Source organism: Amycolatopsis silviterrae, from assembly GCF_042684085.1.
Lineage (GTDB): Bacteria > Actinomycetota > Actinomycetes > Mycobacteriales > Pseudonocardiaceae > Amycolatopsis > Amycolatopsis silviterrae.
Genome location: NZ_JBHUKS010000004.1, coordinates 871,634 through 897,447, shown reverse-complemented (window position 1 = coordinate 897,447; position 25,814 = coordinate 871,634). Strand labels below are relative to the sequence as shown.

Here is a 25,814-nt window from a genome sequence, read left to right as displayed (position 1 = left end):
CCGCGCGGTCCCGTTCCCACTAACGTGGGAACCGTGCGATTGCTCAGGACGCCGGAAGACCGGTTTGCGGATCTGCCCGACTTCGCGTTCGAACCTCAGTACACCGACCTGTCCGACCCGGACGGCGGCCTGATCAGAGTCGGCTACGTCGAGGCGGGACCCGCCGACGGGCCGCCGGTGCTCCTGCTGCACGGGGAGCCGAGCTGGTCTTTTCTGTACCGGAAGATGCTTCCGGTGCTGGCCGACGCCGGATTGCGGGCGATCGCGCCGGACCTCGTCGGGTTCGGGCGGTCGGACAAGCCCGCGGAGATCGTCGACCACACTTACGCGCGGCACGTCGAATGGATGCGGCGGTTCGCCTTCGACGTGCTCGGGCTCGAAGGCGTCACGCTGGTCGGGCAGGACTGGGGCGGGCTGATCGGGCTGCGGCTCGTGGCCGAGAACCCGGGCCGGTTCGCCGGGGTGGTCGCGGCCAACACCGGGCTGCCGACCGGCGATGTGGATATGCCGCCGGTGTGGCACAAGTTCCGGGAAGCCGTGGAGAACGCGCAGGTCCTGGATGTCGGGCGGTCGGTGCAGGCCGGGTGTCGCACTTCGCTGTCGGATGAGGTCAAGGCTGCTTACGACGCGCCGTATCCGAACGAAATGTACAAGGCTGGGCCGCGGGCGATGCCTGGGTTGGTGCCTACTCGGCCGGATGACCCGGCGTCGGAGGCTAATCGGGCGGCTTGGGCCACGTTGACTGAGCTGGATCTGCCGTTCCTGTGCGCGTTTTCCGACGGGGACCCGATTACCGGGGCGATGGGGCCGATCCTGCAGCGTTCGATGCGGGGCGCGGCTGGTCTGGACCACCCGACGGTCGCTGGAGCGGGCCACTTCCTGCAGGAGGACGCGGGGGAAGCGCTGGCTGAGCACGTAGCCCGCTTCGCCCGCCGCTGACCGTCGCCCCGAGCGCCCCAATGTGGCATTGGGTGCATCTGACGCACCGAACGCCACATTGGGTGCATGTGACGCACCCAATGTGGCATTGGGGCGCAAGCAGCTCAGGACAGGGCGGCTAGCGAGTCGAGCAGGATCTGCAGGCCTTCGGCTGCTTCGGCTTCGGTGAGGGTCATCGGCGGGCCGATGCGCAGGACGTTTTTGTGCAGTCCGCCCTTCCCGATCAGCAGGCCGCGCTTTTTCGTTTCTTCCAGCATTTGCTTTGCTGCGGCGGTGTTTGGCGTTGTGGTGCCTGGCTCGATTAGTTCGACGCCGATCATCAGGCCCTTGCCGCGTACCTCGCCGACAAACGGGCTGTTCGCCGCGCGCAGGCCGTGCAGTAGCTGGTCGCCGCGGGCTTTGCAGTTGGCTTGCAGGTCGTGGTCGTCGATGTAGTCCAGGACGGCCAGCGCGCCCTGCATGGACACCGGGTTGCCGCCGAAGGTGGAGAACGACTCCGCTTGGAAGCAGTCCATGATGTCGCCGCGGGCCACCACGCCGCCGACTGCCAGGCCGTTTCCCAGGCCTTTGGCGAAGGTCATCATGTCCGGCACCACGTCGTGGGCCTGGATTCCCCAGTAGTGGTCGCCGGTGCGGCCCCAGCCGGTCTGGACCTCGTCGGAGACGAAGAGGATGCCGTGTGCGTCCAGGACTTCCTTCATCGCCTTGAACAGGCCGTCCGGGGGTGAGCTGAAGCCGCCGACGCCCTGGATCGGCTCCGCGATCAGGCAGGCCACGTCGCCCGCGGTGGCGGTTTCCAGGAGTTCCACCAGGTCGGCGACGCAGGCGTCGATGTAGGCGGCGTCGGGCAGGTCGCGGAAGGGGCTGCGGTAGCGGTAGCCGCCGTGGACGTAGTTGACCTTGACCGGGCTCAGCGAGGACGCCGACCAGCCGCGGTTGCCGGTGATCGCGACCGTGCCGAACGACCGGCCGTGGTAGGAGTTCCGCATCGCCAGCACCTGGTTGCTGCGGCGGTACTGGGTGGCGAGCATCAGCGCGGTGTCGTTCGCCTCGCTGCCGGAGTTGGTGAAGAACACCTTCGCGTCCGGGATGCCGGAGCGTTGCGCGATCCGTTCGGCCAGCTCCACCTGCGAGCGGATCAGGTACAGGGTCGAGGTGTGCAGGACGCCGGTGTCCAGCTGCTTGCGGACCGCGTCGCTGATCGCCGGGATGTCGTAGCCCATGGCGTTGGTGAGCACGCCGGCGAAGAAGTCGAGGTAGGTGCGGCCGTTCGAGTCGGTGAGGCGGCGGTCCCCCGCGTGCACGATCTCGATCGGCTCGTCGTACAGCAGGGACATCCAGGACGGGAGCACCGCGCGGTGGCGCGCGAGCAGGTCGTCGGTCATGTGAGTTCCCTCCGCTCCGGGGTCTAGCGAGTATGGGGAGCGCGGGAAACGGGCGACAACGATCAGACTGTCGGGTTGTCTTCAGGGTGCCGCACAGTGTGTACGGGAAACCGCGTCGAAGTCGACGCTGGCCTGCGACTACCCTTCTGTCCGTGATTGACCCCAGGACTCTGCGCGAAGACCCGGAAGCCGTGCGCGCGTCGCAGCGTGCCCGTGGCGAGGACGAGGGAGTGGTCGACAAGCTGCTCGACCTCGACACGCGCCGCCGCTCTGCGATCGCGACCGCCGACAAACTGCGGGCCGAGCAGAAGTCCGTGTCCAAGCAGGTGCCGAAGGCCTCCGCCGAGGAGCGCCCGGAGCTGCTCGCCCGCGCCAAGGACCTGTCGGCGCAGGTCAAGGCCGCTGAGGTGGAGCAGAACGAGGCCTCGGAGGAGTTCGACAAGCTGTTCCGCGTCCTGCCGAACCTGGTGCACCCGGACGCGCCGATCGGCGGCGAGGACGACTTCGCGGTGCTGAAGACCGTCGGCGAGGTGCCGTCGTTCGACTTCACCCCGCGCGACCACCTCGACCTGATGGAAGGCCTCGGCGCGCTCGACATGGAGCGCGGCGCGAAGGTGTCGGGCTCGCGGTTCTACTTCCTGTCCGGCGTCGGCGCGCAGCTGCAGCTCGCGCTGCTGAACATGGCCGTGGCGCGCTCGATGGCGAACGGCTTCACGCCGATGATCACGCCGTCGCTGGTCCGCCCGGAGATCATGGGCGGCACCGGGTTCCTCGGCGCGCACTCGTCGGAGGTGTACCGGCTGCGCGACGACGACCTGTACCTCGTGGGCACGTCGGAGGTCCCGCTCGCGGGCTACCACTCGGACGAGATCCTCGACCTCGGCGCCGGTCCGCGCCGCTACGCCGGCTGGTCGTCGTGCTACCGCCGCGAGGCCGGGTCGTACGGCAAGGACACCCGCGGCATCATCCGCGTGCACCAGTTCGACAAGGTCGAGATGTTCGTCTTCGCCAAGCCGGAGGACGCCGAGACCGAGCACGAGCGGCTGCTCGGCTGGGAAGAGGACATGCTCGCCGCGATCGAGGTCCCGTACCGGGTCATCGACACCGCGACCGGCGACCTCGGCACGTCCGCCTACCGCAAGTTCGACTGCGAGGCGTGGGTCCCGACGCAGGAGACCTACCGCGAGCTGACGTCGACGTCCAACTGCACCACGTTCCAGGCCCGCCGGCTGTCCGTCCGCTACCGCGACGACAACGGCAAACCGCAGACGGCCGCCACGCTGAACGGCACGCTGGCGACCACGCGCTGGATCGTCGCGATCGTGGAGAACCACCAGCAGGCGGACGGTTCGGTCCGGGTGCCGGTGGCGCTGCGGCCGTTCCTCGGCGGGCTTGAGGTGCTGGAGCCGGTCAAGCGCTGAGCTTTCCGCCGTGCTCGCCGGGTTGTTCCTCCCCGTTCCGCAGGTGCGCAACCGCACTGGTCAGTAGGGTGCGATGCGGTGCGGAGGAGGAAACAGCCGATGAGGTTCAAAGGGGCGGCGATCGCCGTGGCGGCGGTCGCGATGCTGCTCGCCGGGTGCACGCAGCAGGTGAGCGGCGTGGCTTCGCCGGTGCCGGGGCAGGGGCCGGTCACGCCGGTCGTCGACCCGTGCACGCTGCTCGACGCGCAGCAGCTCGCCGGGCTCGGCTACAAGCCGAAGGGCAAGCTGGTCAAGGCGCGCAAGGAACAGCGCGCGCCCGCGATGTGCCTGTGGACCGGGACCGACACCGAGCACACGGTGATCATGTCCGTCGGCTGGTCGGTCGACCTGAGCCTCGACGACTACCTCCAGGGCGCGATCAAGAAGGCCGATCCGGTGCAGCTCGGCGGGTTCGCGTGGACCCGCTACGCCGCGTTCATGGGCGGCAGCTGCGACCTGTACACGACGCTCTCGCCGAAGTCGTTCGCCTTCGTGAGTGTGTCCTATCCGGACGACGCGCAGGCGTGCGAGCGCTCGAAGAAGGTCGTCCCGCAGGTCGCCGCGCATCTGCCGGGCGGACAGCCCGCGCCGTCGATCACGCCGAGCACCCCGCCGGAGGGCACCGCGCCGACCGGGCCGCTCGCGTCGGTCAATCCGTGCCAGCTGCTGAAGCCGGAGCAGGCGGAGCAGCTGAAGATGGTGGCCAAGGGCGAACTGGACAGCTCCAAGGTCATCTCGCCGAACGTGACCTACTGCCTGTGGAAGGACACCGACGGCGACGGCGGGCAGAAGCCGTTCGAGGTGTGGGTCGGCCCGGACGTGCCGCTGAAACGCTGGCCGGGCATGGACGTCGCGCCGACCGAGCAGATCGACGCGAACGGCCGGAAGTGGTCGCTGTTCCCGAACTTCAACGATTCCGGCGGCGTGATCTGCGCGGCCGGGCTCGCGGTTTCGGACACCGCCTCGATCCAGATCGTGAGCGGGCAGCTCGCCGATCCGGCCAAGGCGTGCGACGTGATCAAGGCCGGAATCCCGCTGGTGTCGGGGAATCTGCCCGGCTGACGGCCGTGAGGGCTCCCCGCACGAACGCAGACTCTGATGCCAGGGACTTAAAGCGGCGTTATGGGTGTCCGCCCAGTCCGACGCGGGTGGCGGGCTGCGGGGCCGGTCGTCTGTGAGGGCCTCCCTGAAGGAATCTGATTCCCTCAGGGTTCCCCTCACAGACCTCGGCTGTCCGTGAGGGTTCCCCTCACGGACGTTGCCGGAGCGGCTCAGTCGGTGACCCGGTCGGCGATGTACTTGGCGATCTCCAGCGCACTCGTCGCCGCCGGGCTCGGTGCGTTCAGCACGTGCACCTGGTCCTTTGTGGACTCGATCAGGAAGTCGTCCACCAGCGAGCCGTCCGGCCGCAGCGCCTGTGCGCGCACGCCGGAACCGTGGCGCACGATGTCGTCCTCGGTGACCGCGGGTACGAGCTGCGCGAGGCTGGCCGCGAAGCGCTTCTTCGAGAACGACCGCAGCACCTCCTCCAGACCGGTTGGGTACGCGTACTTCCGCGCGAGCTTCCAGGCACCGGGGAAGCGGGCGACGTCGGCGAGGTCCTTCACCGACACGTCGGCCCAGCGGTAGCCCTCGCGGCGCAGCGCGAGCACCGCGTTCGGGCCCGCGTGGACGCTGCCGTCCAGCATCCGGGTCAGGTGCACGCCGAGGAACGGCAGCGTCGGGTCCGGCACCGGGTAGATCAGGCCGCGCACGAGGTGACGGCGCTCCGGCTTCAGTTCGTAGTACTCGCCGCGGAACGGCACGATGCGCGCGCTCGGCGTGATGCCCGCCATTTCGGCGACGCGGTCGGCGTGCAGGCCCGCGCAGTTGACCAGCGCGTCCGCGTGCAGCACCTCGGAGCCGGTGGCCACCTCGACCCCGCCGCCGCGCGCTGGGCGGATGCCGAGCGCGGGGGTGTTCAGCCGCAGGTCCGCGTCCGCCTCGTCGAGCAGCCGCACGAGCGCCGCGCACACGGCCGGGAAGTCGATGATCCCGGTCGACTCGACGCGCAGCGCGGCGACGCAGGACACCTCCGGCTCGTACTCTCGGGCCTCCGCGGGGGTGATCCGCTTGGCGGGCACGCCGTTGGCCTCGGCCCGCTCGGCGAGCGTGTCCAGCGCGGGGATCTCCTCCTCGCGCGTGGCCACCACGAGCTTGCCGCACACCTGCACCGGCACCCCGTACTGCCTGGCGAAATCCACAATGGACCGGTTGCCGCCGACCGACATCCGCGCCTTGAACGAGCCCGGCTTGTAGTAGAGCCCGGCGTGCACGACATTGGAGTTGTGCCCGGTCTGGTGCGCAGCCCAGCGAGCTTCCTTTTCGAGCACCGTCACGTCCTGACCGCGCTGGGACAGCTCCCACGCGACCGCCAGCCCGACGATTCCCCCACCGATCACAACGACGTTCCGCACGGCAGGGAAGGCTACGCGCTCTCCGGCGGCGCTGCGTACCCCCCGACGGCGTGGTACCGGTTCACTGAACCGGGGACAATCCGGCCAACGCGAGCCGTTGATGCGGTTCAAGCTGCTTACCGGCGGTGTAAGCGGCGGCGAAGCCGTCCGGTCCAAGCGCCTTCTCCGCAGCCGCGGTGACCTGCGCGACATCGTGCTGGCCGGGCACGGCGGTCCCGCGCACCGAGGCCGCCGCGCCGAGCAGGGTGGCGGCGTCGGCGTACCGGCCCTCCTCGGCGAAGACCCCGGCGACGCCCTCGAACGCGGTGGCCAGCGACCCGTGGTCATGCCAGCGATGCGCGGTCTCGACGCCAAGCCGCATCCGCTGCCGGGCGTCGGCCGGGCGGTGTTCGGCCACGTCGATCCAGCCGAGCGCGATCGACGCGGCCGCCCGCACGATGGCGGCCGAGAACGAGTCCGCCGCGCATTCGGCGAGGGCTTGCGCGGCGAGCGTGCGCGCGCGGGTCAGGTCACCGGAGCGCCGGGCGAGGCCGGACAGTCCGACGTGACCGCTGGCTCGCGTCTCGGGCATGCCGGTGCGGCTGGCCAGTTCGACGGTCCGCTCGTAGTCGGCCTTCGCCCCGTCGAGATCGCCGCGCAACGCCCGGCTGTCGCCGCGACGGCAGAGCAGGTCCGCGTAGTCGTCGGTCGCGCCGAGGGTCTGCATGAGGGTCAGGGATTCGGTCATCGCGGCGAGCGCTTCGTCGTGCCGTCCGCGCAAGACCAGCAGCTGCGACAGGTGGTCGAGCGCCATCGACAGGCCCCAGCGTTCGCCGAGTGCCCGGTAGCGCGTTTCGCCTTCTCGCAAGCCGCGCTCGGCTTCGTCCAGTTCGCCGGCGAGCACCGCGCGCAGGCCGTCGCCCATCGGCACAAGCGCGGTGAGCCACGGGTCGGCGTGCTTCTCCAGCCCGGACAACCGGAGCCGCGCGTCGTCGTCCTCCGGCGGGCCGAGCACGACGCCGGACAGCATGAGCATCATCGGATGCTCCGCGGCCCACGATCTGTCCACTAAGTACTGCTCCACATAGGACCGGTAGCTCGCCGTCTCGGCGGCTTCGGGAGCGCCGGCCATCGCGGTCAGCAGGCACATGAGGAATTGCTCGCGGTAGCCCTCCGGCGGTTCCGCCTCGCAATGCCGCACGATTTCCCGGGCCAGCGCCGCGCCTTCGTAACGTCGTCCGCGCAGCCACCAATACATCGACAGCGCGGTGGAGAACCGCAAGGCAGTGGACGGATCGGCCGAGGCGGACCATCGGAGCGCGGCCACGATGTTGTCGTACTCGGCGTCGATTTTCCGCAGCCAGTCCAGCTGTTCCGCGGTACGCAGCTTCGGGTCGGCTTCTTCTACGAGACGCAGGAACGCCTGTGCGTGCGCGTGCCGGAAGCGCGCGGTCTCGCCGGCTTCGTCGAGCTTTTCCGTGCAGAACGCGCGGATCGTCTCCAGCATCCGGTAGCGCCCGCTCGACGGTTCCACCAACGACTTGTCGGCGAGTTCGGGGAGCAGGTCGACCGGGGCGTCGCAGACCTGCTCGGCGTACGCGAGCGTCGCGCCGCCGGTGAAGACGGTGAGGCGGCGGGCGAGACGGCGTTCGTCGTCATCGAGGAGATCCCAGCTCCACTCCACGACGCCGCGGAGGGACCGGTGCCGTTCGTCCGCGGTCCGGCTGCCGCGAGCGAGGAGCTGGAAGCGATCGTCGAGCCGGGCGGCGATGTCCGCGACCGGCAGCGTGCGTACGCGGGCGGCGGCCAGTTCCAGCGCGAGCGGGAGGCCGTCGAGCGCGGTGCAGATCCGTACGACGTCGGCGGTCGTTTCGGAGGTCAGCCGGAAGGCGGGGTCGCTCGCCCGAGCGCGGTCGAGGAAAAGCCGGACGGCGGGATAGGTCTCCGCAGCGTCGGCGCCCGGCGGTGGAACGGCGAGCCGGGGGACCGGCGCGAGCTGTTCTCCGGTAATGCCAAGCGGTTCCCGGCTCGTCGCCAGCACCCGCAAACCAGGGCACGCGGGCAGCAGCTGCGCCACCAACCGGGCCGCGGCGCCGATGACGTGCTCGCAGTTGTCCAGCACCAGCAGCGTCGCCTGGTCGCGCAAGGTCGAGACGAGGCGGTCGACAGGGTCCTGACGACCGCGGGCCCCCTCACGCAGGCCGAGCGCGGTGAGCACGGCCTGCGGAACGTCGTCGGCGACGTGCGGGGCCAGCTCCACGAAGACACACGGACCCGCGTCCGCCGCGGCTTCGATGGCCAGCCGGGTCTTCCCGGTCCCGCCCGGACCGAGCAGCGTGACGAGCCGGGCGTCCCGCAGGAGATCGGCGACCTGCCGCAGTTCGCCGTCGCGGCCGACGAAGCTGGTGAGCTGTGCGGGCAACGGCGTCGCGGCGTTCGCCGGCTCGCCGCGCAAGGCGGCCAGATGCGCCTCGGCCAGGTCCGGCCCGGGGTCCGCGCCCAGCTCGTCGGCGAGCGTGCGGCGGGCGTCCTCGAACGCGGCCAGCGCCTCGGCGGTCCGGCCAGCCGCGTGCAGGGCCCGCACGAGCTGGGCTCGCGACCGTTCGCGCAGCGGGTGTTCGGCGATCGCGGTGCGCAGCTCGTCGAGGACGTCGGCGGCGCGGCCGAGCGAGATCTCCGCGTCGACCCGGTCGGCCGCCGCCTCAGCCCGCAGCTCGGTCAGCCGCGTGGCCTGGACCTCCGAGACCGGCACTGTGGGGACATCGGCGAACGCGGGTCCGCGCCACAGCGCCAGCGCCTCGCCGAGCAGGTCGCTGGCCCGCGTCGGGTCGCCCTCAGCCAGTTCGCGGCGGCCCTCACCGGCCAGCCGTGCGAAGCGGTGTGCGTCCACTTCGTCCGGTTCGATCCGGAGGCGGTACCCCGCCGAGGTGAGTTCGATCGGCAGCTTCAGCGCGCTGCGCAGCCGTGACACCTGTGACTGGAGCGCGTTCGCCGCGCCGTCGGGCGGCTCCTCGCCGTAGAGCCCGTCGATGAGCCGCTCGGCGGACACGAACCGTCCGGCGTCCGCCGCGAGCAACGCCAGCAGCGCCCGGCCTCGCGGGCCGCCGACGGCGACCGTCCCGCCCGCGCCGTCCCACGCGACGACGGCCCCCAGCACCCCGATCCGCATCCCGTGAGCCTAGGCCCCTGATCGGGTGCTTACCGGCGGGTTCCGTCCCCGAAAAGGACGTCAAACGCGACTTCTATACACTTTGGCGCGACCCCGCGCAATGCGGGACACCCTGATGCACAGGAGATCTACAGTGGGCGAACCCGTCCTGCTCGGGAAGCCGACCGTCGGCGACGAAGAACTCGCAGCCGTCGCCGAGGTGTTCCGTTCCGGCTGGCTGGCCGGCGCCGGCCCGGCGTGCCGCCGTTTCGAGGAGCGGTTCGCGAAGACCACCGGCACCGCGCACGCGCTGACCACCAGCAACTGCGGCTCGGCGCTGTTCCTCGGGCTGAAGGTGCTCGGCGTCCAGCCCGGCGACGAGGTGATCGTCGGCGACTACACCTTCCCGGCCACCGGCCACTCCGTGCTGCAGGCCGGGGCCAAGCCGGTGTTCGCCGACATCCGCCCGGACATCTTCAGCGCCGACCCGGCCGCGATCGAGGCGCTCATCACGCCGCGCACGGTCGGCATCCTGGCGGTCGACGTCGCGGGCCAGCCCGGCGACTTCGACGAGTACCGCGCGATCGCCGACAAGCACGGCCTGTGGCTGTTCGAGGACGCCGCCTGCTCCGCGGGCGCGACCTACCGCAACCGCCCGGCAGGCAGCCTCGCCGACCTCGCCGCGTTCTCGTTCCACGGCCGCAAGGGCATCACCGCCGGCGAGGGCGGCGCGCTGGTCTCGAACCGCGAGGACCTGATCGCGCACGCGCGCAAGATCCACACCTACGGCATCGAGCCGGCGTTCACCCGCGAGGGCTCGCAGGAACTGCCGATTCCGACGTTCCACGAGCTTGGCTGGAACTTCCGGCTGTCGGACATCCAGGCCGCGATCATGGGCGTGCAGCTGGACCGGCTGCCCGACCTGCTCGCCGCCCGCCGTTCGGTCGCCAAGCGCTACCACGAGGCGTTCGACGATGTCGACGCGCTGACCGTGCCGGTTGAAGCGCCAGACCGCGAGCACCCGTGGCAGGCCTACCTGATGACGGTGGCCCCGGAGATCAGCCGCGACGCGCTGGCCCTGCGGATCCGCGAGCAGGGTGTCCAGTGCAACTTCGGCACCTACGCCTCCCACCTGCAGCCGGTGTACGGCGAGCAGCAGCCGCTGCCCGTCTCCGCCGACGCTTTCCGTCGCCAGCTGGCGATCCCGATGCACGCGGAACTCACCGACAGCGAAGTCGAGCGCGTGGTCACCACCGTGCGCGAAGCCGTGTCCGCCCTTTCCTGACCCGCCGACCTTCCTGAGGAGAACCCATGTCCGACAAGAAAGTTTTCTTCACCGGTGCCGGCGGTTTCATCGCCTCGCACGTGATCCCGATCCTGCTGGAGAAGGACTACACGGTCCGCATCTTCGACAACATGACCCGCGGCGACCGTGACCGCGTCAACGAGTTCGTCGCCACCGGCAAGGTCGAACTGGTCGAGAAGGACGTGCGCTACGGCGTCGGCGTCCGCGAGGCCATCCGCGGCTGCACGCACGCGATCCACTTCGCCACCGTGTCGATCAACAAGTCGGTCGCGGACCCGGGCGAGTCGATCGACATCAACATGGTCGGCAACAACAACGTCTTCGCGGCCGCCGCCGACGAGGGCGTCGAGCGCCTGGTGTTCGCGTCCAGCGCCTCGGTGTACGGCGAGCCGGAGCGGCTGCCGATGCACGAGGACGACAAGCTGAACCCGCTCACGCCGTACTGCATCTCCAAGCGCGCGGGCGAGGACCTGCTCGGCTTTTACGAGCGCACCAAGGGCCTGTCCTGGAACGCGCTGCGGTTCTTCAACGTGTACGGCCCCGGCCAGAAGATCGAGGCGTACTACACCTCGGTCATCAACCACTTCATCCAGCGCCTGCGCGCCGGCCAGCCGCCGATCATCGACGGTGCCGGCGACCAGTCGATGGACTTCGTGCACGTCACCGACCTCGCCAAGGGCGTCGTCGCCGCGCTGGAGTCGGAGCAGTCGAACCTGCCGATCAACATCGGCACCGGCATCGACACGTCGATCGCCACCCTCGCGAAGATCCTGATCGAGGCCGTCGGCGTCGACGTCGAGCCGGTGTTCAACAAGCGCGACGTCCTCGTGTCCCGCCGTGCCGCGGACATCACCCGGGCCCGCGAGGTGCTCGGCTGGGAGCCGACGATCACCGTGGAAGACGGCATGCGCGCACTGGTGCGGGACTCCGAGTGAACCCCTCCGTCGGCGCGTTTTCGTTGGTGGAGGCGGAATGAGCACGGCGGGCCCGGCCGAAGGAAAGCCCATGCGGATCGTGGTGGTGAACAACTTCTTCCCGCCGCGAGTGGGCGGAAGCGCGCACATGTCGGCCTCGCTGGCCGCCGAGTACGCGGCCGCCGGGAACGAAGTGCTGGCGATCACCGCTGCCTACGGTGACGCGCCGGCGGAGGAGGAGCGCGACGGCTACCGGGTCGTGCGCTTGCCCGCGGTGAAGATGCCGCAGCTCGGCCTGTCGATCGACTTCGACATGACGTTCGCGTCGATGCGGCCGGGCAACTGGCGGCGGCTGTGGAAGCTGCTGAACGAGTTCAAGCCGGACGCGGTGCACCTGCACGGGCAGTTCTTCGACCTGTCCTGGATGGTCGGCATCTACGCGCGCCGGCACAAGCTGCCCGTGCTGCTGACCATCCACACGCTGCTGATCAGCGAGAACAAGATGTACGGGCGGGTGTTCCGCGCACTCGACGCGATGCTGGTGAACCCGGTGCTGAAGTACCTGCGCCCGCGCTTCATCATCCTCGACAAGCAGGGCGTGGACTACTGCGTCGACCGCTACCGCACGAGCGACGACAACTCCGAGTACTTCCCGATCGCGGTGGACACCGGGCATTTCGCGAAGCCGGTGACCAAGGACGTGCGCGCGGAACTGGAAATCGGGGACGCGCCGCTGATCGTGTCGCTCGGGCACGTGATCCCGCTGCGCGACCGGCTGCCGCTGGTCGAGGCGCTGCCCGCGATCCTGGAGCGGCACCCCGGGCTGCGCGTGGTGGTCGTCGGCCGGGTGTACCACGACGCGTTCCAGCAGCGTGCCGAGGAACTGGGCGTGTCCGACGCGCTGATCGTCACCGGTGCGGTGCCGAAGGCGGACGTGCCGGCGTACTTCGCGGCCGCGGACATCGTCACGCACGACCTCAACGGCGGCTGCGGCACCGCGTCGCTGGAGGCGATGCTGTCCGGCACCGCGACGATCGCGTCGGTCACCGAGGACAACTACCCCGGCATCGAACTGCACAACGGCGAGAACATCCTGCTGGTGCGGCCGAACGATTCCGAGGCGGTCGCGACCACTGTGCTGTCCCTTTTGGACGATCCGAAGGAGCGGGCGCGGATCGCCGAGCGAGAAGCCTCGATGGTCCGGGACAACTTCGGACTGGACGTGGTGGCCGACGAACACCTGCGGGTGCTCACGAAACTGGTGGCGGACAGCTGATGTTCTTCGAAGACGAGCGCAGCAACCGGCTGCGCCCGATGATCCTGAACGACCTCGTCACGCAATACATGAACGACGCCGAGCGGGCCAAGTTTTTCGGCCTGCCGGAATCGTGCCGCGTGCGGGAACGGGCCAAGATCGTCAGCCCCGGCAACCTGGTGATGGGCGAACACTGCTGGGTCGGCGAGGGCGCGGTCCTCGACGCGAGCGGCGGCCTGGAAATCGGCGAGCACACCAGCATCGGGCTGAACACACTGGTGTTCACGCATTCGAGCTGGCTCGCGAACATGGCGCTGGAAAACCATTCCGGCAGCGACCTGATCGAACGCAAGCCGGTGAAAATCGGCAAGGGCTGTTTCATCGGCGGCCTCGTGGTGATCATGCCGGGCGTCACGATCGGTGACTTCGCGACGGTGCAGCCGAACTCGGTGGTCGCGAAGGACGTCCCGGCACGTTCGCTGGTGGCGGGCAACCCGGCGCGGGTGTTCCAGCGCTACGAAGAGGAGTACATCGAGGCGGAGGTGAAGCGGGTCCGCGAGGAAAACGCCCGCCGCCGCGCACTGTCGGACGACCCGTCCGGCTGGGGCTCCCCGTCAGGCGACTTCAGCGAGAAGTGACTCGGACACGGTGCGTGAGGCGCTGGCGGATGCTCCGGGTAACATGGGACACTGCTCTCAGTCACTGACGGTGAAGGAGTACCCATGAGCGTCCTTGAGTGGCCTCACCACCTCCTGACCCTTGACGACTGGGCGGACCTGCCGGAACACCCGGAGGTCCGGTTCGAGGTTGTCGAAGGGGCCCTGTCCGTGTCGCCGCGTCCGATGTCGCTCCACCAGCTGATCATCAGCAGATTGCCTTATGTGCTGACGACACAGCTGCCGCCGGAGCTGGTAGCGGTCGGGGAATTCGAAGCGGTGCTGGCCGAGGTCCCGCCTACGGTGCGGGTGCCGGACGTACTGGTCGCTCCGTCGGACCTCATCGAAGCCAACGTCCCCCGGGTCGAGGCGAGCGACGTTTCGCTGGTGGTCGAGGTGCTTTCGCCGGGCACCAAGGACGTCGATCAGGGTGCGAAGCTGTTTGAGTATGCGGATGCCGGTATTGAGCATTACTGGATCGTTGATCTGGACCCGCCGGTCAGTCTTCTTGCTTACCGGCTGATCGATGGTGACTACGAGAATTTCGGTGAGTATTCCGGCGGTGTCGCGCTGGAGGTCGCGGGTACGCCGGTGAAGTTCGATCTCAACGCGCTCATCGATCCGCGCGCTCAGCGTTGACTATTTGCTGACTCTTGATGACTGGGTGGCTCTTCCGGTCAGCCCGGACGCGGTTGGCGTTCCTTCTCGACGAGCACCTCGGCCCGGAGGTGGGCGCGGGTGCCCGAGGCCAACCCGGCGCACATCGCGGCGGCTGAGGCCGAGTTGGCGGTCGAGGTGCTTTCGGGGCCTGCCGAATACGCCGGATGCCGGTATCGAGCACTACTGGATCGTCGACCTAGACCCGTCGCTGAGACGAGACTGACCAGCCATTACATCGACGCACCACACCCACACCCGTAACCTGGACAGCGAGGCCCGCCGCGTTTCGGGCCGCGGGACCGGGAAGCAGGGGTGGGATGGTGCGCGGGGACGACGAGTTCGCCGACTTCGTGCGGTCCTGTTCGGCTCGGCTCACCCACGCGGCCTACCTCCTCACCGGCGACCGCCATCAGGCCGAGGACGCCGCCCAGACCGCCTTCACCCGCACCTACGCCGCCTGGCCCAGGGTGCGGCGCAAGAATCCCTACGCCTACGCCCGCCGCGTGCTCGCTAATCACGTCATCGACCTCTGGCGCCGGCCGATTCGCGAATACGCCACCGAGGAGATGCCGGAACCGGCGAAGGTGCCCGATATTTCGCACGCCGTGACCGATCGGGAATGGCTTTCCACCGCACTGGCCCGGCTTACCGCGCGAGAACGCGCCGTAGTGGTGCTCCGGCATTTCTTCGATCTGCCGGAACATCAGGTCGCCGAGGAACTGGGCGTGTCCGTCGGCACGGTCAAGAGCACCAATTCGCGCGCGCTGGCGAAGCTGCGCATCGACGGGGACGCGCTGGTCGGGGAGGTGAGCGCGTGACGGACGAGCTTGACCGGTTGCGCGCCGCGCTTCAGGAGCCGCCCGCGGAACCCTTTGCCGAGCCTGATCTTGACCGGATCTTCAAGGAAGGCGGCCGGATCCGGCGTCGGCGGCGGTTTCTGACGTCCTCCGGTGCGGCGGTGGCGGTCGTCGCGGTCGTCTTCGGGGCGGTGTGGTTGCGTTCCCCAGGAGGTGCGCCGGAGCAGGTGCACGCGGCCGCGTCGCCGCCGCCGGTGGTGACGAGTGTGGCGTCCTCGACTCCCGCACCGGCTGGAGCGCGTCCCCTCGGAGACGTGATCTCCACCGGCACGTACACCGACGGTGCGGAACTTGTCTTCTACGCCACGGAAATCGACGATCCGGACAATCTGCCGACTGTCCAATTCGGAGTAATGGCGAGTCTGTACGAACCGGACGGCGACCTGCGTCCGCTTTACCTCGCCAACGAAACCGACGGCAAGGACCGCTCGTTCGGCTTCCACGCCACCTCGGGCGGCGCGACGATTTCCGACGTCTGGGTACCGTTGTACGGCTATTTCAGCGGACCAGCCGCCCGCATTGAGACCACAGTGGACGGTCGCGCGATACCGGCGCACACGGCGCGCTGGAGCGAGGATCCGGACGTGGTCGTGTTCTGGTTCGACCAGGACGACGTGCCGTCCGCCGAGCGCGCGACCCCGTTGGTCGCCTACTCCGCGGACGGCAAACGCCTCACCAAATAGTCAGGCGGCCTCGGCCAGAACCTGCGCCACGACCTCGTGCGACGGCAGGATCAGCGCGCGCTCGACGTCCGCGTCGACCTTGCCCTCCAGCAGATCCACGAACCGGTCCAGCTGGGTCGCCAGCGGTTCGCGCGCGGTGACCAGCTCCGGGATCTCGATCACGGTCTGCTGCCGGTAGCCGAGGCCGTCGGGAGTGACCGAATCGTGCGAGACGTGCCGGTAGATCGTCACGTCGCGGCGCAGCAGGTCGATCTCCACCATCCGGTCCAGTTCGGACACCATGAGCGACCGGACCTTGCGCTGCGCCAGCCGCGACGCCGACACCGTGGCCAGCCCGCTCGGGAACGACAGCACCGTCTCGATCGTGTCCTCGGCCCCGGTCACCGACTGCGGGTGGAAGTAGCCCGCACTGGAGGTGACCCGGCCCGGCGTCGCCCCGCCGAAGAACTGGATCGCCAGGTCGACGTCGTGCACCAGCAGGTCCCACGCGACACCGGTCTTGATCCGCGGCGCGTACGGGCCGTGCCGGCGCGCCATCAGGTGCACCGGTTCGTTCACCAGCGCCCGCGCGGTCATCACGGCCGGGTTGTAGCGCTCCAGCAGCCCGCACATCAGCGGGACGTCCTTCTTCGCCGACAGGGCAACGATTTCCTGCGAGAACTCAAGGCTGTTGCACACCGGCTTCTCGACCAGCATCGGCTTGCCCTGGCCGAGAATCTCCTGTGCCAGCTCGTAATGCACCTCGGTGGCCGAGGCGAGCACCACAGCGTCCACATCGGACAGTGAGCCGATTTCCGGCGTCCACTGGGTTTCGTAGCGGTCGGCGACCGCGCGGCCCGCTTCCTCGCGCGGGTCGATCACGCGGGCGAGGTCCACCCGGTCGTTCTGCGACAGGACACGCGCGTGCAGCGAGCCCATGTTGCCGGTGCCGACCAGTGCGATGCGATGCGTCATGCGCCGAGTACCTCGCGAACGGTTTCGATGATCTGGTCCAGCTCGGACTCGGTCAGATGCGGGTGCACCGGCAGCGAAAGCGCTTGCGCGGCAACGGCGGCCGCCGCCGGGAAGTCCTCGACGCGCGCGTCCGGGATCAGCGGGTGCCCGCGGTAGCAGTCGTAGTCGAAGACGATCTTCGGGTAGTAGATCCCGTTGCCGATGCCGCGTTCGGTCAGCGCGCTGGCGAATTCCTCGCGCGAGAGCATCGCGTGCGGGCCGACCAGCACGGTGTACTGGTGCCACACGTGCTCGCGGCCGGGCAGCACCTGCGGCACCTCGAGACCGGGCGTGCCGGCGAGCCCCTCGGACAGCCGCTTCGCGTTGGCCTGGCGGGCCGCGGTGAGCTGGTCGAGCTTCTCCAGCTGCGGGATGCCGACGGCGGCGTGCAGGTCGGTCATCCGGTAGTTGTGGCCGGCCATCTCGTACTGGTAGCGGGCCTTCATGCCCTGATTGCGCATTACGCGCAGCTTGTCGGCCAGCTTGTCGTCGTCCGTGGTGATCACGCCGCCCTCGGCGGTGGTCACGTTCTTCGTCGCGTACAGCGAGAAGCAGCCGATGCCGTACGACCCGGCTTTGCGGCCCTCGAACGAGGCGCCGACCGCCTGTGCGGAATCCTCGACCACGTGCAGCCCGTGCTCCGCGGCCAGCGGGGCGAGCTTGCCCATGTCCGCGGTCTGGCCGTAGAGGTGCACCGGCATCAGGACCTTGGTGCGGTCGGTGACTGCCGCGGCGACCGCGTCGGAGTCGATCGCGAAGTCGTCGCGCCGGATGTCGGCGAACCGGACCGTCGCACCCGCTTCCAGGATCGCGTTCAGCGTGGCGACGAAGGTGAAGGGCGAGGTCACCACCTCGTCTCCGGGCTGCAGGTCAAGTGCCTGCAGGGACGCGACGAGCGCGGTCGTCCCGTTGTTCACGGCGATGGCGTGTTTGGTTCCCGCGACGTGCGCGAACGCGTCTTCGAAACGCTTGACCATCGGGCCCTGGGCGATAGCGCCGGATCGCAGCACTTCGACGACCAGGTCCTCCGCAGCACGGACGTCGACCACGGTAATGGGGATCATCTGCAGTCTCTCGCTCTCGGCGGGCACTTTCGGCGCGTCCGGTACAGTCTTGCCTCGGCATGGCACGAGCCCCGAGTTCGGTGCAGTCAGCACAGACGCGGGCGTCACGATACTCGCCGACCACAAGTGGGCTTCCGGCTACCGTCCCGGCTCCGGCGGGAACTGAACAGGTAAGGCTGAGAACACGCGAATGAGCAGCGCACGAATCCTCATCACCGGCGCCGGCGGATCGGCCGCCTACAACTTCCGGGACGCGCTCGCGGTCGCCGGAAACGACTACGAGGTCGTCGGCACCGACGTGAAGCCGTTCCATCTCGAACTTCTCGACGTCGAAGCCAAATACCTGGTGCCGCCGGTCAGCGATCCCGGGTACGCCGACGCGATCAACCGCGTCATCGAAGCCGAGCGCATCGATTTCGTGCACCCGCAGCCGGACGTCGAGGTCGGCTACCTCGCGGAGAACCGCGACAAGCTGAACGCGCCGACCTTCCTGCCGGACGCGCGCGCGATCGCGTTGTGCCACGACAAGATGGCGTTCAACGCGCACATGAAGGCGAACGGCGTCTCGGTGCCCGAAGCCATCAAGATCGACTCGCCGGACGACCTCAAGGGCGGGCTCGAAGAGCTGCTCAAGATCAACCCGCGGGTCTGGCTGCGCGCCATCCGCGGCGCCGGCTCCCGGGGCAGCCTCCCGATCAACTCCTTCTACCAGGGCGACGCCTGGATCGACTACTGGCGCGGCTTCCGCGGCCTCGACTACGGCGACTTCATGGCCAGCGAATACCTGCCGGGCGAGGAGTTCGCGTGGCAGAGCCTGTGGCACGAGGGCGAGCTGATCACCTCGCAGGCGCGCTCCCGCATCGAGTACATCTTCGGCAACCTCACGCCGAGCGGGCAGAGCTCGTCGCCGTCGGTGGCCAAGACGGTCAACCGCGACGACGTGAACAAGATCGGCGAGTCCGCGGTGCGGGCGGTGTCGGAGAAGCCGCACGGCGTGTTCTGCGTGGACATGAAGGAGAACGCGGCCGGGGTGCCGATGGTCACCGAGATCAACGTGGGCCGCTTCTTCACCACCAGCAACTTCTTCGCGCACGCCGGGCTGAACATGCCCGACATGTACATCCAGCTCGGCCTCGGCAACGCGCTGCGCGAGCGCCCCGAGGTCTACAACCCGCTGCCCGACGACCTGTACTGGGTCCGGATGATCGACATGGGTTACCGCCTGGTCAAGGAAGGCGAATGGGCGTCGAAGCGGATCTGACCGGGCGGACGCTGCTGGCTTTCGACTTCGACGGCACGCTGTTCCGGCTGCCGGTCGACTTCGCTGGCCTGCGCGCCGAACTCGGACTGTCGACAGAGGACAAGCTCGGCGAGCTGTTCCAGCGCTGGCTCGACGAGGGCGACACCGCCCGGCTCGACGTCGTGACGCGGTTCGAACGCGCCGCCGTGCCGAACGGCGAGTTCACCGACGGTGCGCGCGAGCTGCTGGCGGAGCTGGCCGCGGGACACCGGCTCGCGGTGGTGACGAGGAACTCGCGGCGATGCGTCGAGGACGCGCTGGGCAACCTCGCCGGGGGGATGCACGTCATTGGTCGGGAGGACGTCCGCCGGCTCAAGCCGGATCCCGAGGGCGTGACCGCGGTGCTCCGGCATTTCGGCGCGGCTCCGGAGGAGGCGGTGCTCGTCGGCGACACCTTCCACGACGTGGAGGCCGCGCATGCTGCCGGAGTCCTCAGCGTGGTCGTGCGCAACGACGCGCTGAAGTTCCGTCCCGAAGGCGCGGACCGCTACATCGGAACGCTCCGTGAGCTGTCGCCCGCGCGCGCGGGCTGAAACCCCAGGGTTGGTACCGTCGACAGTGGTCAACAGGGCCACCAGCCCCATTCGAGAAGGAAGTGCCGGGTAGACATGGCTGTGCAGGACAAGCTGAAAGAAGTCTTCATCGACGCTCTCCAGCTCGACGGCGAAGTCGACGTCGAGAACCTGAAGTACCGCGACATCGAGGCGTGGGACTCGGTCGGCCACATGGCGCTGATCGCGGCCATCGAGGACGAGTTCGAGGTCGAGTTCGACACCGACCAGGTGATCGACATGAGCAGCTTCAAGGTGGCCGTGGACATGGTCAAGGAGCTGCAGGAGAAGGCGTGAGCACGTTCGCGGGCAAGGTCGCGCTGGTCACCGGGGGCACCCGAGGGATCGGCCTCGCCACCGTCCAGGCGCTCGCCGACGCCGGTGCCACCGTCGTGCTCACCGGCCGGGACGAGACCGTCGCCAAGGAGACCGCTTCGTCGGTCGGGCCCGCGGTCAGCGGCCGCGCGCTCGACGTCACCGACGCGAAGGCGGTCGCCGCCCTCGTGAAGGAAGTGACGAAGGAGCACGGCAGGCTGGACGTCGCGGTCGCCAACGCCGGGATCATGGAGGGCGGCCTGCTCGGCATGATCCGTCCGGACGACGTCGACCGGACGCTGGCCACGAACGTCGCTGGAACCCTGCACACCGTGCAGGCCGCCGCGCGAGCCATGATGCGCAAGAAGACCGGGTCGATCGTGGTACTGGCCTCGGTGGTCGGCGAGTACGGCAGCGCGGGCCAGACGGTTTACGCCGCGTCGAAGGCGGCGGTCGCGAACATCGCGCGCTCGGCGGCGAAGGAACTCGGCCGCTCCGGCATCCGGGTCAACGCCGTCGCCCCGGGCGTGATCGAGACCGCCCTCACCGAAAGCCTGAGCGAGGACGCCCGTGCCTCGAACATCGCCAAGACCCCGCTCGGCCGCCTCGGCCAAGCCGGGGAGGTGGCGGCGGTGATCCGTTTCCTGGCGAGCGACGAGGCGTCGTTCGTCACCGGGCAGGTCCTGGGGATCGACGGAGGCTTGGTGCTGTGACTCTGGTGGGTGCGGGCGCCCGGCTGGTCGACGTGGCCGGGGGCCGCACGCTGACCGGCGCGGAACTGTCCGCGGAGCTGGACCGGAAGACGGACGAGCTGGCGGCGCTGCCGTCCGGGGTCGTCTTCGCGCGGACGTCGGTCGACCTGGACAGCGTGCTGACTTACCTCGGCGCGTTCGAGGGCGGCCGGGCGATCGCCCTGATCGACCCGGCGCTGGACGCCGACGTGCTGATCGGCTTGGTCGAGCGCTTCTGCCCGGCCGCCGTGCTCGCGGCGTCCGGCGACGCACCCTCGGGGTACACCGCCCGCGGTGCCGACTGGGTGCGCGATTCCGCGGACGGCGTCAAACCGCACCCCGACCTGGCTGTGTTGCTGCCGACCAGCGGGTCCACCGGCAACCCGAAGCTCGTCCGGTTGTCCCGGGAAGGGCTGCTGGCCAACGCGGACGCCATCGCGCGGGTGCTGGAGATCGACGCGGAAGAGGTCGCGCCGACCTGTCTGCCGCTGCACTACAGCTACGGCCTTTCCGTGCTGAATTCGCATCTTTTGCGTGGCGCGACCGTGGTTATCGAATCTTCTGGTGTTTTGGGCCGCGGATTCTGGGATGCGGTGAAGGAACACGGCGTGACTTCGCTGTCCGGCGTGCCCTATCACTACGAAATGCTGCGCCGGCTGAAATTCGACCCGGCGAAGTACCCGACCCTGCGCACGCTCACTCAGGCGGGCGGGAAGCTGCGGGACGAACTGGTCGCCGAGTTCAACGACAAGATGCTCGCGGTCGGCGGCCGGATGTACGTCATGTACGGCCAGACCGAGGCGTCCCCGCGGATGACCACGGTGCCCGCCGAGCGGCTCGCGGACAAGATCGGCTCGGCCGGTCCGGCGCTGCCCGGCGGCGCGTTCTCCATTCGCCGCGACGACGGCGAGGAGACCACGCATCCCAAAATTGTCGGTGAGGTCCTTTACCGTGGACCCAACGTGATGATGGGTTATGCCGAGGACGAGGCGGGGCTGAGCGCGGGCGACGAATACGGCGGAACGCTGGCCACCGGGGATCTCGGGTATCTCGACGACGAGGGATACCTGTACATCACCGGCAGGCTCAAGCGGATCGGCAAGGTGTTCGGCAACCGGGTCAGCCTGGACGACCTGGAGCAGGCCGTGCGCACGGCCGCGGTGGGCATCGACGTGGTGGCCGCGGTGCCCGCGGGCGACAAGGTCGTGCTGTTCGCCGAACTGCCCGAGGGCGACGGCGCGAAGGCGATCTGCAAGGACGCCGCGCGGGCGCTGGCCGAGCGGCTGCACCTGCACAGCAGCGGGTTCGACGTCCGTCCGATCGACACCGTGCCGCTGCTGGCCAGCGGCAAGATCGACTACCGGTCGCTGGAAGGACGGGTATGAGTGTCTTCACGCGCTCGAAGGCGGAGCGAGAGGCGGCGCTGCTCCCGGAGCTGGCGGAGCTGACCGCGCACCACCGGGCGAACTCCGCCGGGTACGAGCGCATCCTGTCCTCGCTCGGTTTCGCGCCGGACGCGTCGTTCGCCACGATCGCGGACCTGCCGTGGCTGCCCGTGCGCATGTTCAAGACGCATGACCTGAAGTCCATTCCGGACGCCGAGGTATTCAAAACCCTCACGTCCTCGGGCACCACCGGGGCCGGCGCGTCGCGGATCTACCTGGACAAGGAGGCGGCGGCCGCGCAGACGAAGCAGCTCGGCGCCACCCTGCAGGAGGTGCTCGGCGGCGAGCGGCTGCCGATGCTGATGGTCGACACCATCGGCATCATCAAGAACCGCCGGTCGTTCTCCGCGCGCGGCGCGGGCGTGCTCGGCATGGCGAACTTCGGCCGCAAGCACACGTACGTGCTGGACGAGAACGACAAGCCGGACGTCGAGGCCGTGCGGAAGTTCCTCGCCGAGTACGGGGACAAGCCCTTCCTGATCTTCGGCTTCACCTTCATGGTGTGGCAGTACCTGTACGAGGTCGCCCGCGAGCACAAGCTGGACCTGTCCAACGGCATCCTCATCCACTCCGGCGGCTGGAAGAAGCTGATCGACCGCGCGGTCGACAACAGCGAGTTCCGCCGCCGTTTCAAGGAGGACACCGGCCTCACCCGGATCCACAACTACTACGGGATGATCGAGCAGATCGGCACCGTGTTCCTTGAGGGCCCGTCCGGGAACTCCTTGTACTGCCCCGATTTCGCCGACGTCGTGATCCGCGACCCGGAGACCTGGGAAGAACAGCCAGTCGGCAAGCCGGGCGTCATCGAGGTGGTGAGCACGCTGCCGAAGTCGTACCCGGGACACGTGCTGCTCACTGAGGATCTTGGCGTCTACAACGGGATTGACGACGGCGACTGGCCCGGCAAGCACTTCTCCGTGCTGGGCAGGTTGCCGAAGGCCGAGGCCCGCGGATGCTCGGACACGTTCCAGGGAGCCGCTGCGTGAGTGCTTTGGAACAGCGTTTTCCGCTCGGCGACTCGGTTTCGGTCGACGCGCTCTTGGACGAACTGCGCGAGGAACCGCCCGGCGGCCGGCTGACCGTCGGCGACCCGCGAGTGGTCGAGTTCGTCACCAAGTTCGCGCGCAAGCTGCTCGCGCCCGCGCTGGCGCGCCGCTTCCCGGAGCTGGCCTCGCTGGGTTTCTTCCTGCGCAAGGGAGAACTCGCGAAGTCACTGTCCACTTTGGAAACCGACGGCGATTCGCTGCGGTTCCCGCGCGGGCTCGTTTTCCACGTGCCGCCGGCCAACGTGGACACCATTTTCGTGTACTCGTGGGCGCTGTCGGCGTTGGCGGGCAACAGCAACGTCGTGCGGGTGTCGTCGCGTTCGGCCGGTGCGGCGGAGGCCGTGCTGGAGGCGTTGAACGCGGCTCTCGAAGACGTCTCGCCGGAGACCGCGGCCATCATCCGGGCCACCCAGCGGATGGTCACCTACGACCGCAGCGACGAGGTCAGCGGCGCGTTGTCGCTGGCGGCTGACCTGCGGGTGATCTGGGGCGGCGACGCGTCCGTGGCGGCGCTGCGGAAGTACCCGCTGGCCCCGCACGCGCGCGACCTCACCTTCCCGGACCGCTCGTCGTTCGCGATCGCGTCGGTGCGCGGCTGGCAGGAGGCCGCGCCGGAACAGCGCAAGGCCGCCGCCGAGGGCTTCTACAACGACTCGTACTGGTTCGACCAGGCCGCCTGCTCGTCGCCGCGCGCGGTGTTCTGGGTCGGCGACGCGTCCGGCGCACAGGTCGCCGGACAGGAGTTCCGCGAGCTGCTCGCCGGGGTGCTGGTGGCGAAGCAGCACGTCACCGAGCCGGCGATGGCCGTGCAGAAGCGGGTGTCGGCGTACGGCGCGGCGGTCGACGGGCTCGTTTCGTCGATCCGCTTCGACGGCAACGCGCTGGCGACGCTCGAGCTGGCCGACGCCACGGTGATGCCGCGCGAATGGCTGGGCGCGGGCACGTTCGCGAACGCCTCGGTGGCGTCGCTGGACGAACTGGTGCCGATCGTACGGCGCAAGGATCAGACGGTGAGCCAGTTCGGGTTCACCCGCGAGGAACTGACCGGATTCGTGACGGCGCTCGCCGGACGCGGGGTGGACCGGGTCGTGCCCTTCGGGTCGGCCCTCACGTTCGCCGGAGTCTGGGACGGCTACGATCTGCTGTCCGAGTTCAGCCGACTGGTCACCGTAGCGGCCTGAGGAGCTGAGAGGCAGTGACGACCGTTCGTACGCAGACGCCGGGGGACGACGCCCCGTCCACTGAGGACGTCCCGTCCACCGGGAAAACCCGCAAGTCCACCAAGGCGCGGGTGCTCGACGTCGTGCGCTGGGTCGCCATCCTGCTGGTGATCGGCTTCGCCGCGAAGAGCCTCGCGTCCAACTGGGACGAGTTCTGGCACACCCTGGCGGACGTCGCCTGGCAGTCTTCGGCGCTGAGCCTGGTCGCGCTGATGGTGTCGATCCTCGTGTCCGTGTGGGGCTGGCAGGTGCTGGTCGACCACCTGGGCGGCAAGCCGGTCGGCTACGCCCGCGGCGCGCAGATCTGCCTGGTCGGCTCGCTCGGCAAGTACGTGCCCGGTTCGGTGTGGGCCTACCTGCTGCAGATGGAGCTGGGCCGCAAGGCGGGCTTGGCGCGTGCCCGGATCTTCACCGGTTCGCTGATCCAGCTCGGCCTCGGCGTGGTGTCCGCGCTGGTCGTGTCGCTGCTCGCGGCCCCGGCGCTGTTCAGCAACAGCCCGCGCGCGATGTGGCTGTTCGTGCTGATCCCGGTGGGCCTCGCGCTGCTGCACCCGCGCATCCTGACCTGGGGCACCTCGCTCGTGCTGAAGATCCTGCGCCGCCCGCCGCTGGCCGAACCGCTCGGCTGGGGCGTGGTGCTCAAGGCATTCGGCGCGTCCATGGGTGCCTGGGTGTTCCAGGGCGTGCACCTGTGGCTGCTGGCGAACTCGGTCGGCGCGCCCGGCTTCAACGGCCTGATCCTGTGCATCGGCGCGATGGCCGTCGCGATGACGGTCGGCACGTTCGCGTTCATCCTGCCCAGCGGGGTTGGGGTCCGTGAGGTCGCCCAGGTCGCCGTGCTGACGGCGAGCGGCCTGACGGTCGGCCAGGCGACGGCGTTCGCGGTGGCTTCGCGGGTGATGTTCACGGTGGCGGACCTGCTCACCGCTGGGTTTGCTGCGCTGGCCGCGAAGCTGTCCGCTCGGCGGACGGCCGCGATGGACGCGGCGGCCTGACTTTTTACTGGTCCTGAAAAGGCCGCCCGGCTCAAGAGCCGGGCGGCCTTTGTCTTCGTTTTTATCGGGAGCAGCACCTCCACGATGGTCCGGTCTACCATGCCCCGGAAGAGGCGGTCGCGAGCAGGCTGGAACTCACCAGGATGGGATTCACCGCATCCGTAGTTCCGGATGGCGATCCGCACGGGCTGCCGTTCGGGGTCACTCTCGACTGGACGCCTCCGGTGACGAAAACCCCCGAATACCGGGAAAAGGTGCTGAATCAGGACGCGAGCGGCCTCCTCGCCTATGTGGTCCACGCCAAGGAGATCGTCCTCCGGGCGTTGAGCAGCGTGCTCCAGGAGGCGGGCTTCCGCGCTCTGGCCGACCACGTCGATGGTGACGCCTGCAATTACCGCGTCCTCAAGGCGCCGCGGGTGGTCGGGGGCTGACATACGTCAGCGGCTTCAGCGT

General features: G+C 69.1%; 24 protein-coding genes. 19 read left to right on the top strand and 5 right to left on the bottom strand.

Features of this window, described 5'->3' with window-relative positions; translation table 11 throughout:
• Positions 1–24 precede the first annotated feature (24 nt).
• Positions 25–939 (top strand): haloalkane dehalogenase, encoded by a 915-nt coding sequence (locus tag ACFSVL_RS08060; RefSeq protein ID WP_378301890.1) that lies wholly within the window; start codon positions 25–27, stop codon positions 937–939.
• Positions 940–1,043: 104 nt separating this feature from the next.
• Here the strand turns inward: ACFSVL_RS08060 and ACFSVL_RS08055 are convergent, their stop codons facing one another.
• Positions 1,044–2,324 carry an aspartate aminotransferase family protein gene (locus tag ACFSVL_RS08055; RefSeq protein ID WP_378301888.1) on the bottom strand — a complete coding sequence of 427 codons (1,281 nt, stop codon included), beginning with the start codon at positions 2,322–2,324 and terminating at the stop codon, positions 1,044–1,046.
• Between the two features lie 152 nt (positions 2,325–2,476).
• On the opposite strand from ACFSVL_RS08055, the gene serS reads away from it, so the two are divergent.
• A complete protein-coding gene (gene serS, locus ACFSVL_RS08050; RefSeq protein WP_378301886.1) occupies positions 2,477–3,745 on the top strand; it encodes a serine--tRNA ligase in 1,269 nt (422 codons plus the stop codon).
• A gap of 99 nt (positions 3,746–3,844) precedes the next feature.
• Positions 3,845–4,846: a DUF3558 family protein gene (locus tag ACFSVL_RS08045; RefSeq protein ID WP_378301884.1), complete on the top strand. Its 1,002-nt coding sequence runs from the start codon at positions 3,845–3,847 to the stop codon at positions 4,844–4,846.
• Positions 4,847–5,055: 209 nt separating this feature from the next.
• Here the strand turns inward: ACFSVL_RS08045 and lhgO are convergent, their stop codons facing one another.
• Together lhgO and ACFSVL_RS08035 are read right to left on the bottom strand one after the other, a co-directional pair.
• Positions 5,056–6,240: an L-2-hydroxyglutarate oxidase gene (gene lhgO / locus ACFSVL_RS08040; protein ID WP_378301883.1), complete on the bottom strand. Its 1,185-nt coding sequence runs from the start codon at positions 6,238–6,240 to the stop codon at positions 5,056–5,058.
• A 61-nt stretch (positions 6,241–6,301) separates the two neighbouring features.
• A complete protein-coding gene (locus ACFSVL_RS08035; RefSeq protein WP_378301881.1) occupies positions 6,302–9,388 on the bottom strand; it encodes a BTAD domain-containing putative transcriptional regulator in 3,087 nt (1,028 codons plus the stop codon).
• Positions 9,389–9,503: 115 nt separating this feature from the next.
• Between ACFSVL_RS08035 and ACFSVL_RS08030 the strand changes: the two genes are divergently transcribed.
• The 7 genes from ACFSVL_RS08030 (at position 9,504) to ACFSVL_RS08000 (ending at position 15,698) form a co-directional block, all read left to right on the top strand.
• Positions 9,504–10,652 (top strand): DegT/DnrJ/EryC1/StrS family aminotransferase, encoded by a 1,149-nt coding sequence (locus tag ACFSVL_RS08030; RefSeq protein WP_378301879.1) that lies wholly within the window; start codon positions 9,504–9,506, stop codon positions 10,650–10,652.
• Positions 10,653–10,678: 26 nt separating this feature from the next.
• Positions 10,679–11,608: an NAD-dependent epimerase/dehydratase family protein gene (locus ACFSVL_RS08025; RefSeq protein WP_378301877.1), complete on the top strand. Its 930-nt coding sequence runs from the start codon at positions 10,679–10,681 to the stop codon at positions 11,606–11,608.
• A gap of 37 nt (positions 11,609–11,645) precedes the next feature.
• A complete protein-coding gene (locus ACFSVL_RS08020; protein ID WP_378301875.1) occupies positions 11,646–12,863 on the top strand; it encodes a glycosyltransferase family 4 protein in 1,218 nt (405 codons plus the stop codon).
• On the top strand, positions 12,863–13,480 hold the full coding sequence (locus tag ACFSVL_RS08015) for an acyltransferase (protein WP_378301873.1): 618 nt from the start codon (positions 12,863–12,865) through the stop codon (positions 13,478–13,480). Before ACFSVL_RS08020 ends, ACFSVL_RS08015 begins: the two co-directional genes overlap by 1 nt.
• A gap of 84 nt (positions 13,481–13,564) precedes the next feature.
• Positions 13,565–14,137, top strand: coding sequence for a Uma2 family endonuclease (locus tag ACFSVL_RS08010; RefSeq protein WP_378301871.1), 573 nt, complete (start codon positions 13,565–13,567; stop codon positions 14,135–14,137).
• Between the two features lie 338 nt (positions 14,138–14,475).
• Positions 14,476–14,976 carry a SigE family RNA polymerase sigma factor gene (locus tag ACFSVL_RS08005; RefSeq protein ID WP_378301869.1) on the top strand — a complete coding sequence of 167 codons (501 nt, stop codon included), beginning with the start codon at positions 14,476–14,478 and terminating at the stop codon, positions 14,974–14,976.
• Positions 14,973–15,698 carry a hypothetical protein gene (locus ACFSVL_RS08000; RefSeq protein WP_378301867.1) on the top strand — a complete coding sequence of 242 codons (726 nt, stop codon included), beginning with the start codon at positions 14,973–14,975 and terminating at the stop codon, positions 15,696–15,698. Before ACFSVL_RS08005 ends, ACFSVL_RS08000 begins: the two co-directional genes overlap by 4 nt.
• On the opposite strand, the gene ACFSVL_RS07995 is transcribed toward ACFSVL_RS08000, so the two are convergent.
• Both ACFSVL_RS07995 and ACFSVL_RS07990 read right to left on the bottom strand, forming a co-directional pair.
• The gene (locus tag ACFSVL_RS07995) at positions 15,699–16,652 is read right to left on the bottom strand and encodes a Gfo/Idh/MocA family protein (protein ID WP_378301865.1); all 954 of its coding nucleotides are present in this window, start codon (positions 16,650–16,652) and stop codon (positions 15,699–15,701) included.
• On the bottom strand, positions 16,649–17,755 hold the full coding sequence (locus ACFSVL_RS07990) for a DegT/DnrJ/EryC1/StrS family aminotransferase (RefSeq protein WP_378301863.1): 1,107 nt from the start codon (positions 17,753–17,755) through the stop codon (positions 16,649–16,651). Before ACFSVL_RS07990 ends, ACFSVL_RS07995 begins: the two co-directional genes overlap by 4 nt.
• A 190-nt stretch (positions 17,756–17,945) precedes the next feature.
• Here ACFSVL_RS07990 and ACFSVL_RS07985 point away from each other — a divergent pair, with 190 nt between their 5' ends.
• The 9 genes from ACFSVL_RS07985 (at position 17,946) to ACFSVL_RS07945 (ending at position 25,792) form a co-directional block, all read left to right on the top strand.
• Positions 17,946–19,016: a hypothetical protein gene (locus tag ACFSVL_RS07985; protein WP_378301862.1), complete on the top strand. Its 1,071-nt coding sequence runs from the start codon at positions 17,946–17,948 to the stop codon at positions 19,014–19,016.
• Entirely contained in the window at positions 18,995–19,588 is a 594-nt protein-coding gene (locus tag ACFSVL_RS07980; protein WP_378301860.1) for an HAD family hydrolase, read from the top strand. The genes ACFSVL_RS07985 and ACFSVL_RS07980 overlap by 22 nt, the downstream gene beginning before the upstream one ends.
• A gap of 75 nt (positions 19,589–19,663) precedes the next feature.
• The gene (locus ACFSVL_RS07975) at positions 19,664–19,903 is read left to right on the top strand and encodes an acyl carrier protein (RefSeq protein ID WP_378301858.1); all 240 of its coding nucleotides are present in this window, start codon (positions 19,664–19,666) and stop codon (positions 19,901–19,903) included.
• Entirely contained in the window at positions 19,900–20,634 is a 735-nt protein-coding gene (locus ACFSVL_RS07970) for an SDR family NAD(P)-dependent oxidoreductase (RefSeq protein WP_378301856.1), read from the top strand. The genes ACFSVL_RS07975 and ACFSVL_RS07970 overlap by 4 nt, the downstream gene beginning before the upstream one ends.
• Positions 20,631–22,037, top strand: a complete 1,407-nt coding sequence (locus ACFSVL_RS07965) for an AMP-binding protein (RefSeq protein WP_378301854.1) — start codon at positions 20,631–20,633, stop codon at positions 22,035–22,037. The genes ACFSVL_RS07970 and ACFSVL_RS07965 overlap by 4 nt, the downstream gene beginning before the upstream one ends.
• On the top strand, positions 22,034–23,086 hold the full coding sequence (locus tag ACFSVL_RS07960) for a LuxE/PaaK family acyltransferase (RefSeq protein WP_378301852.1): 1,053 nt from the start codon (positions 22,034–22,036) through the stop codon (positions 23,084–23,086). Before ACFSVL_RS07965 ends, ACFSVL_RS07960 begins: the two co-directional genes overlap by 4 nt.
• Positions 23,083–24,327, top strand: a complete 1,245-nt coding sequence (locus ACFSVL_RS07955; protein ID WP_378301850.1) for an acyl-CoA reductase — start codon at positions 23,083–23,085, stop codon at positions 24,325–24,327. The genes ACFSVL_RS07960 and ACFSVL_RS07955 overlap by 4 nt, the downstream gene beginning before the upstream one ends.
• Positions 24,328–24,341: 14 nt before the next feature.
• Positions 24,342–25,361 (top strand): lysylphosphatidylglycerol synthase transmembrane domain-containing protein, encoded by a 1,020-nt coding sequence (locus tag ACFSVL_RS07950; protein WP_378301848.1) that lies wholly within the window; start codon positions 24,342–24,344, stop codon positions 25,359–25,361.
• 143 nt (positions 25,362–25,504) lie between these two features.
• Positions 25,505–25,792, top strand: coding sequence for a hypothetical protein (locus ACFSVL_RS07945; RefSeq protein ID WP_378301846.1), 288 nt, complete (start codon positions 25,505–25,507; stop codon positions 25,790–25,792).
• Positions 25,793–25,814 lie beyond the last annotated feature (22 nt).

What these genes read in the sequence shown, in the direction of transcription:
- ACFSVL_RS08055 (WP_378301888.1), bottom strand. Translation starts at nt 2,324, where the DNA reads ATGACCGACGACCTGCTCGCGCGCCACCGCGCGGTGCTCCCGTCCTGG.
- ACFSVL_RS08045 (WP_378301884.1), top strand. Translation starts at nt 3,845, where the DNA reads ATGAGGTTCAAAGGGGCGGCGATCGCCGTGGCGGCGGTCGCGATGCTG.
- ACFSVL_RS08035 (WP_378301881.1), bottom strand. Translation starts at nt 9,388, where the DNA reads ATGCGGATCGGGGTGCTGGGGGCCGTCGTCGCGTGGGACGGCGCGGGC.
- ACFSVL_RS08030 (WP_378301879.1), top strand. Translation starts at nt 9,504, where the DNA reads ATGCACAGGAGATCTACAGTGGGCGAACCCGTCCTGCTCGGGAAGCCG.
- ACFSVL_RS08025 (WP_378301877.1), top strand. Translation starts at nt 10,679, where the DNA reads ATGTCCGACAAGAAAGTTTTCTTCACCGGTGCCGGCGGTTTCATCGCC.
- ACFSVL_RS08020 (WP_378301875.1), top strand. Translation starts at nt 11,646, where the DNA reads ATGAGCACGGCGGGCCCGGCCGAAGGAAAGCCCATGCGGATCGTGGTG.
- ACFSVL_RS08015 (WP_378301873.1), top strand. Translation starts at nt 12,863, where the DNA reads ATGTTCTTCGAAGACGAGCGCAGCAACCGGCTGCGCCCGATGATCCTG.
- ACFSVL_RS08010 (WP_378301871.1), top strand. Translation starts at nt 13,565, where the DNA reads ATGAGCGTCCTTGAGTGGCCTCACCACCTCCTGACCCTTGACGACTGG.
- ACFSVL_RS08005 (WP_378301869.1), top strand. Translation starts at nt 14,476, where the DNA reads ATGGTGCGCGGGGACGACGAGTTCGCCGACTTCGTGCGGTCCTGTTCG.
- ACFSVL_RS07995 (WP_378301865.1), bottom strand. Translation starts at nt 16,652, where the DNA reads ATGACGCATCGCATCGCACTGGTCGGCACCGGCAACATGGGCTCGCTG.
- ACFSVL_RS07990 (WP_378301863.1), bottom strand. Translation starts at nt 17,755, where the DNA reads ATGATCCCCATTACCGTGGTCGACGTCCGTGCTGCGGAGGACCTGGTC.
- ACFSVL_RS07985 (WP_378301862.1), top strand. Translation starts at nt 17,946, where the DNA reads ATGAGCAGCGCACGAATCCTCATCACCGGCGCCGGCGGATCGGCCGCC.
- ACFSVL_RS07980 (WP_378301860.1), top strand. Translation starts at nt 18,995, where the DNA reads ATGGGCGTCGAAGCGGATCTGACCGGGCGGACGCTGCTGGCTTTCGAC.
- ACFSVL_RS07975 (WP_378301858.1), top strand. Translation starts at nt 19,664, where the DNA reads ATGGCTGTGCAGGACAAGCTGAAAGAAGTCTTCATCGACGCTCTCCAG.
- ACFSVL_RS07960 (WP_378301852.1), top strand. Translation starts at nt 22,034, where the DNA reads ATGAGTGTCTTCACGCGCTCGAAGGCGGAGCGAGAGGCGGCGCTGCTC.
- ACFSVL_RS07945 (WP_378301846.1), top strand. Translation starts at nt 25,505, where the DNA reads ATGGGATTCACCGCATCCGTAGTTCCGGATGGCGATCCGCACGGGCTG.